Annotated in this window: 8 protein-coding genes; 3 read left to right on the forward strand and 5 right to left on the reverse strand. The window is 58.8% G+C overall.

Going from position 1 to position 7,380, the window contains the following annotated elements:
* Positions 1–15: 15 nt before the first annotated feature.
* From AF70_RS08290 to AF70_RS08305, 4 genes are all read right to left on the reverse strand, one after another.
* On the reverse strand, positions 16–189 hold the full coding sequence (locus AF70_RS08290; RefSeq protein ID WP_032830895.1) for a DUF3094 domain-containing protein: 174 nt from the start codon (positions 187–189) through the stop codon (positions 16–18).
* Positions 190–350: 161 nt separating this feature from the next.
* Positions 351–977, reverse strand: coding sequence for a DUF1780 domain-containing protein (locus tag AF70_RS08295; RefSeq protein ID WP_007938395.1), 627 nt, complete (start codon positions 975–977; stop codon positions 351–353).
* A 110-nt stretch (positions 978–1,087) separates the two neighbouring features.
* Positions 1,088–1,537, reverse strand: coding sequence for a potassium channel family protein (locus tag AF70_RS08300; protein ID WP_018930176.1), 450 nt, complete (start codon positions 1,535–1,537; stop codon positions 1,088–1,090).
* 22 nt (positions 1,538–1,559) lie between these two features.
* Positions 1,560–2,663, reverse strand: coding sequence for an AI-2E family transporter (locus AF70_RS08305; protein WP_028938884.1), 1,104 nt, complete (start codon positions 2,661–2,663; stop codon positions 1,560–1,562).
* A 274-nt stretch (positions 2,664–2,937) separates the two neighbouring features.
* Here AF70_RS08305 and AF70_RS08310 point away from each other — a divergent pair, with 274 nt between their 5' ends.
* The 3 genes from AF70_RS08310 to AF70_RS08320 are packed head-to-tail and all read left to right on the forward strand — an operon-like array spanning position 2,938 to position 6,808.
* Positions 2,938–4,305 (forward strand): aromatic acid/H+ symport family MFS transporter, encoded by a 1,368-nt coding sequence (locus AF70_RS08310; protein WP_028938885.1) that lies wholly within the window; start codon positions 2,938–2,940, stop codon positions 4,303–4,305.
* Positions 4,302–5,522: a benzoate/H(+) symporter BenE family transporter gene (locus AF70_RS08315; protein ID WP_028938886.1), complete on the forward strand. Its 1,221-nt coding sequence runs from the start codon at positions 4,302–4,304 to the stop codon at positions 5,520–5,522. Before AF70_RS08310 ends, AF70_RS08315 begins: the two co-directional genes overlap by 4 nt.
* Positions 5,523–5,539: 17 nt before the next feature.
* Positions 5,540–6,808, forward strand: a complete 1,269-nt coding sequence (locus AF70_RS08320) for an OprD family porin (protein ID WP_028938887.1) — start codon at positions 5,540–5,542, stop codon at positions 6,806–6,808.
* A 9-nt stretch (positions 6,809–6,817) separates the two neighbouring features.
* Here AF70_RS08320 and AF70_RS08325 read toward each other — a convergent pair whose 3' ends face one another.
* The gene (locus AF70_RS08325; protein ID WP_028938888.1) at positions 6,818–7,060 is read right to left on the reverse strand and encodes a DUF2790 domain-containing protein; all 243 of its coding nucleotides are present in this window, start codon (positions 7,058–7,060) and stop codon (positions 6,818–6,820) included.
* Positions 7,061–7,380: the final 320 nt, after the last annotated feature.

Here is a 7,380-nt window from a genome sequence, read left to right on the forward strand (position 1 = left end):
CGAGCGCGATGCAGCTCATAGCGTCAGGTAACTGATAAGTCGGCTCAACAGGCCCAGGCCAATGGTCACTGCCAACACCACCACCAGGAGCATCCACGGCCGGAAAGGCCGGCGCTCGACTCGGTGCTGGGACAGGTGCAGGTACTCTTCGACATGCTTTTGGTCGTCGGGGTTCAGGCGGCTGGTCATAAAGGCCTCGTCGGGTAGACGTTGCTGAATGTGCAGACGTTACAGCAGATTGTCTGCAAGCGTTGAACGGTGCATGTGGTTCGGGTGAACGATTGCGCTTTGTAACATTCGGCCAGTGATTGCGCCATCTTGTGCAGTGTTGCCGGTATCTGTGGCGGGACTCACAAGCTGATCCCGACATCGAAGACGATGCTGCGCCCCAGGTTGCTGCGCAGGAAATCCGGGGCATCCGGGTGGGCGAAGAGCACGCGGGCGAAGGTCGGGCCGACCAGCGACAGCGAACGCCAGCCCTGGCGCAGGTATTCGGTGGGGGGCGGAAAGTGGCTGTTGAGGTCCAGCACTTCGCGCTTGAGGCTGGCGAAGGCGATGATGTCCAGATCCCCCAGGTCCATACCGCGCTCTTTGTAGTTGTGGGCTTTTTTGCGCAAGGTTGGCGCCAGTCTCAGCAGAAATTCATTGGCAGGGATCCGCCGGGGCTTGGCCTCGCGGCGCACCAGCTGGCTCAGGGAAAACGCGCTGCGCCGACGTTGCAGCTCATCACGCCATTCATCATTGAGGCGCCGGCCCTCGTCGAGCACGAAGAACACCTCGAAATTCGCGTCGCGAAACAGCACGTCCGGCGGCTCTCCGGCGGGGGCAAATTCGTCGGCGCGATAGGGAATGTTCAGACCTTGCAGCAGGCGCTGGCAAACCCAACGCTCACGCTCCCATTTGCGGGCATTGGAAAGGAACGTGTTGGCTTGCTCGGCCGCGATGGTCAGCAGGCGTAAATAATCTGAGTCATCCATAGGCCCAAGCTTAGCGTTCAAATGTGATCTGAATAATAAAGTCTGTCGCAAAAGAAAAAAGGCTGTCGCGATTTCTTCAGATAGAACCTTACCTGCTTTTTCTGACGTACCTATAGGTGTTCGCGTTGTTGTAGCCTTTCCATGCTGTGTTTGATGACATCCATCACCGCAGCGGTCATGACTGAGGTAGAGACACCAAACATCAGGATGCCGTTGGCTGCTTCCAGTGGGCCAAGCAGACGCCAGCGTGGGGACATGATGATATCGCCATAGCCCAGCGTGGCGAAGTTGACTGCCGAGTGATAGAGCGCAGTGGCGAATTCGTCGAATTCGTCGAGCAACATGAACAGCGTGGCCCAGATGGCGATCTGCACGAAATTGCCGAGCAACATCAGCACCATGACCATCGATAGCAACAGGATATTCAGCCATTGCGATTCACGATTTGGATGGGTATGCCTGAAATGCACGTAATGGCGCAAACAGATAGTTATGAAAACGGCTTGCATCAGCAGGCAGAACAGCATCACGGGGAGACCGGCGAGTAGATTCAACAGCATGGCGATATCCTCGGCAGACGTGTCAGGTCGGTCCCTGGTGGTCTGTCCCGGGTTCTTGCGCTTGATCGTCCACCCATTGCCAGAACAGCCGATAACCGACCGCCAATATCACAGGACCGATAAACAGGCCGAGGATACCGCTCGTGACCATGCCGCCCAAGGCACCGATCAGCACCACCGGCATTGGCACATCGACACCTCGACCTAGCAGCAACGGTTTGAGGACGTTATCGACCAGGCCCGCAACGAAGACATAGATGGCAAACACAATGGTCGCCGTACTGGCACCTTCGCTCGCGAAGACGTAGACGATGACCGGAAGGGTAATCAGGGTGGCCGGTAATTGCATTATGCCAATAAGCAGCACCGCCAAGGCGAGAAGACCTGCGCCGGGGATGCCCATGGACACAAAGCCGATGCCGATCAACAGCATCTGGATGAAGGCGATGCCGACCACGCCCAACGCCACTGCCCGAATGGTCGCGGTGCACAGCTCGGTGATTTTCGGTCCCTTGACCGGGCCGCAGAAGCGCGAAGCGATTTGCACTGCGCTGCGGTGGCCACTTTCACCATAGGCTAAAAAAATACCGGCAATCATCAGGGCGAAGATGAATAACAGGAGCCCCATGCCGGCCCCCGCCAGCTTGCTCAGCAGGGAGAGGCTGACACCTTTGATTTGCGGTATGAACTTCTGTAGCAGGTCGGGCAGGTTGGTGACAGCTTGTGTCCATAAGCCATGAAGGGGTTTGCCCACGAGCGGCCAGCTGGCCACCGCATCGGACGGAGGGGGGATATGGAAACTGTCACTTTTGACCATGCTTATCGCCCGTTCCACGGAGTCTGCAATCGAGGTTCCCAACAAATAGGCAGGCACCATAAGGATGCAGATGGCGATCAGCACAATCAGCGTCGCGCTGAGCCCATCCTTGTCTCCCAGCACGCCTTTGAACCTGACTTGTGATGGGTAGAGGGTGATTGCCAGGATTATCGACCACAGCATCAGATCGAGGAATGGACTGAATATCTGGAAGCAGAAAACCACCAGAATGGCAATCAACCCGGCACGAATCAGAACATCGAGCAGACCTCGGGAGAAAGCCTTCTCGGAAATGGGCGTGGGAACCATTGATTTTTCCTCCTGTAGATAGGAGCAAAGGCATGAGCGGTGTAAGTCCAGCATAGACGTGCTGACGTTGCGGTGTTGGCCGCTCTCACGACTGGCCGCATCGCGCCATGCCCACAACAATCCCCATCCAACGCCCGGTTCCGGGCGGTGCACAAAACGGATAGCGATCTGCGCAAAGCGGATATTGCCCCGTGCCTGGCGACTTTACCCTCGGCTGTACGGACGTTAGCCGCGTTACCGACTCTTAAAAAAACAACAACAAGAGATAGATGCCATGCGCAAGATTGACGTACATGAGGTTATCGACAAGGCACGATTCAACCGCTTTCACTGGATGGTGCTGTTCTGGTGCGCCCTGATCATCATTTTCGACGGTTACGATCTGGTGATCTACGGCGTGGCGTTGCCGATGCTGATGAAAGAGTGGGGGCTCAGTCCTCTGCAAGCCGGCGCACTGGGAAGCTATGCACTGTTTGGAATGATGTTCGGCGCGCTGTTTTTCGGCCCGCTGTCAGACAAGATCGGTCGTAAAAAAGCCATCACCCTGTGCGTGATGCTGTTCAGCGGTTTTACCGTGCTCAACGGTTTTGCCAGTAACCCCACCGAGTTTGGCCTCTGTCGGTTCATTGCCGGGCTGGGCATTGGCGGGGTGATGCCCAACGTCGTGGCGCTGATGAACGAATACGCGCCGAAGAAAATCCGCAGCACGCTGGTGGCGATCATGTTCAGTGGCTACTCGGTGGGCGGCATGCTCTCGGCGGGGCTCGGCATCGTGCTGATCCCAAGTTTCGGCTGGCAGTCGGTGTTTTACGTGGCGGTGCTGCCGTTGCTGCTGTTGCCGTTGATCATGTACTTCCTGCCTGAATCGGTGGGTTTCATGCTGCGTCAGGGGCGCCATGAAGAGGCGCGCAACATTCTCCAGCGAGTCGATCCGGCATACATCGCGCAAACCGGCGATCAGCTGCACATGAGCGAAGTGAAGGGCAGCGGCACCCCGGTGTTGCAGTTGTTTCGTGAGGGGCGGGCGCTGCGCACGCTGATGCTGTGGCTGGCGTTTTTCTGCTGCTTGCTGATGGTCTACGCCTTGAGTTCCTGGCTGCCAAAACTGATGGCAAACGCCGGTTACAGCCTGGGCTCGAGCCTGTCGTTCCTGCTGGTGCTCAACTTCGGCGCCATTTTCGGCGCGGTCGGCGGCGGTGTGCTGGGTGACAAACTCAACCTGCCGCGCGTGTTGGCGGTGTTCTTCGCCGGTGCAGCCGTATCGATCACCTTGCTTGGCTTCAACAGCCCGATGCCGGTGTTATACCTGCTGATCGCCATCGCTGGCGCCACCACCATCGGCTCGCAGATTCTGCTGTACGCCTGCGCCGCGCAGTTCTACTCCATGGCCATTCGCTCCACCGGTTTGGGCTGGGCGTCGGGCATCGGCCGCAACGGCGCCATCGTCGGCCCGCTGCTGGGCGGTGCCTTGCTGGGGATCAGCCTGCCGCTGCAACTGAACTTCATGGCGTTTGCCTTGCCCGGTGCGGTGGCCGCTATCGCCATGACCGTGTTCGCGATCAGCAGTCAGCGCAGTGTCAAACAAGCGCTGTCGGGCCTGCGCCATGGTTCGCCTGGCGGGTCTGTCGGCGACGTTTCATGAAAGCGTTATTCCGGGATTTTTCCTTGTCGGCTGCCGTCGCCGGATTTATCGCGACGGTGATTTCCTACGCGGGCCCCTTGGTGATCATCTTTCAAGCCGCCGAAACCGCTCACCTCTCGCGAGAAGTGCTGTCGTCGTGGGTCTGGGCGATTTCCATCGGCAGCGCCGTGCTCGGCATCGGTTTGAGCTTGCGTTACCGGGTGCCGGTGATCATCGCGTGGTCGGCGCCGGGCTCGGCGTTGCTGGTGGCGCTGTTGCCGGGAATATCCATGCCCGAAGCGGTGGGCGCGTACCTGGTCAGCAGCCTGATTATCTTTCTGGTCGGGGTGTCGGGGGCATTTGACCGGATCATCGGCAAACTGCCCGCGGCGATTGCGGCGGCGATGCTGGCGGGGATTCTGTTCAGTTTCGGCACCGGGTTGTTCGTCTCGTTGCAAGGCAAGCCGCAGCTGGTGCTGGCGATGTTTGCCACGTACTTGATCTGCAAACGGGTGATGCCGCGTTATGCGGTGTTGATGGTGCTGCTGGTGGGCTGTTCCATCGCGTTTCTCGCCGGTGATTTGCACCGCGAAGCGCTGGTGATCGGTTTGGCCACGCCAGTGTGGATCACGCCTGCGTTCAGTTTGAGCGCGACGCTGAATATCGCCTTGCCGCTGGTGATGGTGGCGCTGACCGGCCAGTTTGTCCCCGGCATGGCGGTGCTGCGCGCCAGCGGCTACGCAACGCCCGCCGGCCCGATCATCGCCAGCAGTGCGTTGGGCACTGCGCTGTTGGCGCCGTTCGGTTGTCACGGGCTGAATCTGGCGGCGATTACCGCCGCCATCTGTACCGGTCGCGAGGCCCATGAAAATCCGGGCAAACGCTATGTGGCCGGGGTGGTGGGCGGTCTCTGTTATTTGGTGCTGGGGATCTTTGGCGCCACGCTGGTTTCGTTGTTTTCGGCGTTTCCCAAGGAGTTGATCGCGGCCCTGGCCGGGCTGGCGTTGTTCTCCGCGATAGCCGGGGCACTGGCTGGCGCAATGGCGGTGCCGAGTGATCGTGAAGCCGCGCTGGTGACCTTTCTCACCACCGCCTCGGGCATGTCGTTGTTTGGGTTGTCTGCCGCTTTCTGGGGACTGATTTTCGGCATGGTCACCCACTGGTTGTTAAACGCCCGGCGTCCCATCGCTCGCAGCGCAAATGCTGCGACTGAAGCACTTCAACCTGTCGATCAATAAAAATAAGAGAAAAAACGATGAAACAGATTTTTCCAACAACCGGGTCAGTGTTGTCCATCGCTGTCGTCTCGAGTTTCTCCACCGGTGCGGTGGCCGCCGAGGGCGGCTTCATCGAAGACAGCACCGCCACCTTGCAAGCGCGCAATTACTACTTCAGCCGGGACTTCTCCGACATCGTCGGGGCCAATAAACAGTCGAAGGCCGAAGAGTGGGCACAGGGCTTCATTCTCAACGTCAAATCCGGTTATACCCAGGGGCCTGTCGGTTTTGGTGTAGATGTCATTGGCCTGCTCGGCCTCAAACTCGACAGCAGCCCGGACCGGGTCAATACCGGTTTGTTGCCGGTGCGCGATGATGGACGCGCGGCGAATGAATACAGTCGTCTGGAGGGCGCGCTGAAGGTGCGTTACTCCAAGACCGAATTGAAGGTGGGGGAACTGCAACCCAACCTGCCGGTGCTGGCCTTCAGCGATATCCGTCTGTTGCCGCCCAGTTATCAGGGCGCAAGCATCAGCTCCAATGAGATCGATGGCCTGACCTTACAGGGCGGTCATTTGAGTTCGACCAGCCTGCGCAACGAGGCTGGCGATGAAAAGATGCAAGCCATGCTCGGTCATGTACCCCAGCGTCAGGTCAGCAGCGATGGTTTCAACTTTGCCGGCGCCGACTACGCGTTCAATGATAAACGCAGCTCGGTCAGCGCCTGGTTCGGGCAATTGGAGGATATCTACAACCAGCGCTTTCTCGGCTTCAAGCACAGCGAGCCGTTGGGTGACTGGACCCTGGGCGCCAACCTTGGCTATTACGATTCGCGCGAGGACGGCAAAAAATTACTGGGCAACATCGACAACCAGGCGTTCTTCTCTTTGCTGTCGGCCAAGCGCGGCGGTCACACGTTTTATGTCGGCTATCAGGGTATGTTCGGCGACAGCGCCTTCCCGCGAGTGTTTGCCAACATCACTCCGTTGGGCAATGAGGTGCCGACCTACGAGTTTGCCTACACCGATGAGCGTTCCTGGCAGGCGCGTTACGACTACGACTTCGCTGCCCTCGGTGTGCCGGGGCTGACCAGCACCGTGCGTTACATCACCGGCAATAACGTCGACACCGGCAAGGGGTTTGAAGGTAAGGACCGCGAGCGCGATCTGGACATCGGCTATGTGTTGCAAAGCGGCAGCCTCAAAGGCCTCGGGATCCGCGTGCGCAACGCCATGGCGCGCTCCAACTACCGCAGTGATATCGACGAGAACCGCCTGATTCTCAGCTACACATGGAAGTTGTTATGACCGGAGCGATCACAGATCGGTGGTGCAGTTGCCCATGACTTCGTACGTCACGCGATGGGTCTGGCCCTGATGGTCGACATATTCCATGGTCGCTGGCACGACTCCGCAGGCGGTTGCGGTGTCTGTCACTGAAACGACCTTGGCGATGTCCAGTGGCTGTGCCGGGTTGTACGGGGTGGCTGCTGGTTCGTTGCTGGCGGCTAGGGCCGAGGTGGCTGCGAGGGTCAGGAACAGGCTGGTCAGGGTTTTCATTTTTCTGTGCTCTGTGTGGGTTCCAGTGTCTGAATTTTAGTCTTTGCCTGTGGGGGATAAAGGGGGCTGGGTCTGATTCAGTCTTGCAGGGAATGTAACAATCGCTGGGTCTTTGATCGTGTGCATATCCGTTTCTGCGGTAGTGCCGGCTGGCGGTTTCGCTCTTACAGCGAGTCACTTTGAAAAGCCCAAAGTAACCAAAGGCTCTTGCCCCTTTCGTTCGGCCCTTCGCCTAGGCTCAGGGTGCCCTCGCTCCGGTCCTGCTCCGTGGGCCCGCCGCCATCGGCCATCCATGGCCGGGGGCGGCTAACCCGGCATCC

This window comes from Pseudomonas sp. KD5, from assembly GCF_012932895.1.
Classification (GTDB): domain Bacteria; phylum Pseudomonadota; class Gammaproteobacteria; order Pseudomonadales; family Pseudomonadaceae; genus Aquipseudomonas.

What these genes read in the sequence shown, in the direction of transcription:
- AF70_RS08290 (WP_032830895.1), bottom strand. Translation starts at nt 189, where the DNA reads ATGACCAGCCGCCTGAACCCCGACGACCAAAAGCATGTCGAAGAGTAC.
- AF70_RS08295 (WP_007938395.1), bottom strand. Translation starts at nt 977, where the DNA reads ATGGATGACTCAGATTATTTACGCCTGCTGACCATCGCGGCCGAGCAA.
- AF70_RS08300 (WP_018930176.1), bottom strand. Translation starts at nt 1,537, where the DNA reads ATGCTGTTGAATCTACTCGCCGGTCTCCCCGTGATGCTGTTCTGCCTG.
- AF70_RS08305 (WP_028938884.1), bottom strand. Translation starts at nt 2,663, where the DNA reads ATGGTTCCCACGCCCATTTCCGAGAAGGCTTTCTCCCGAGGTCTGCTC.
- AF70_RS08310 (WP_028938885.1), top strand. Translation starts at nt 2,938, where the DNA reads ATGCGCAAGATTGACGTACATGAGGTTATCGACAAGGCACGATTCAAC.
- AF70_RS08315 (WP_028938886.1), top strand. Translation starts at nt 4,302, where the DNA reads ATGAAAGCGTTATTCCGGGATTTTTCCTTGTCGGCTGCCGTCGCCGGA.
- AF70_RS08320 (WP_028938887.1), top strand. Translation starts at nt 5,540, where the DNA reads ATGAAACAGATTTTTCCAACAACCGGGTCAGTGTTGTCCATCGCTGTC.
- AF70_RS08325 (WP_028938888.1), bottom strand. Translation starts at nt 7,060, where the DNA reads ATGAAAACCCTGACCAGCCTGTTCCTGACCCTCGCAGCCACCTCGGCC.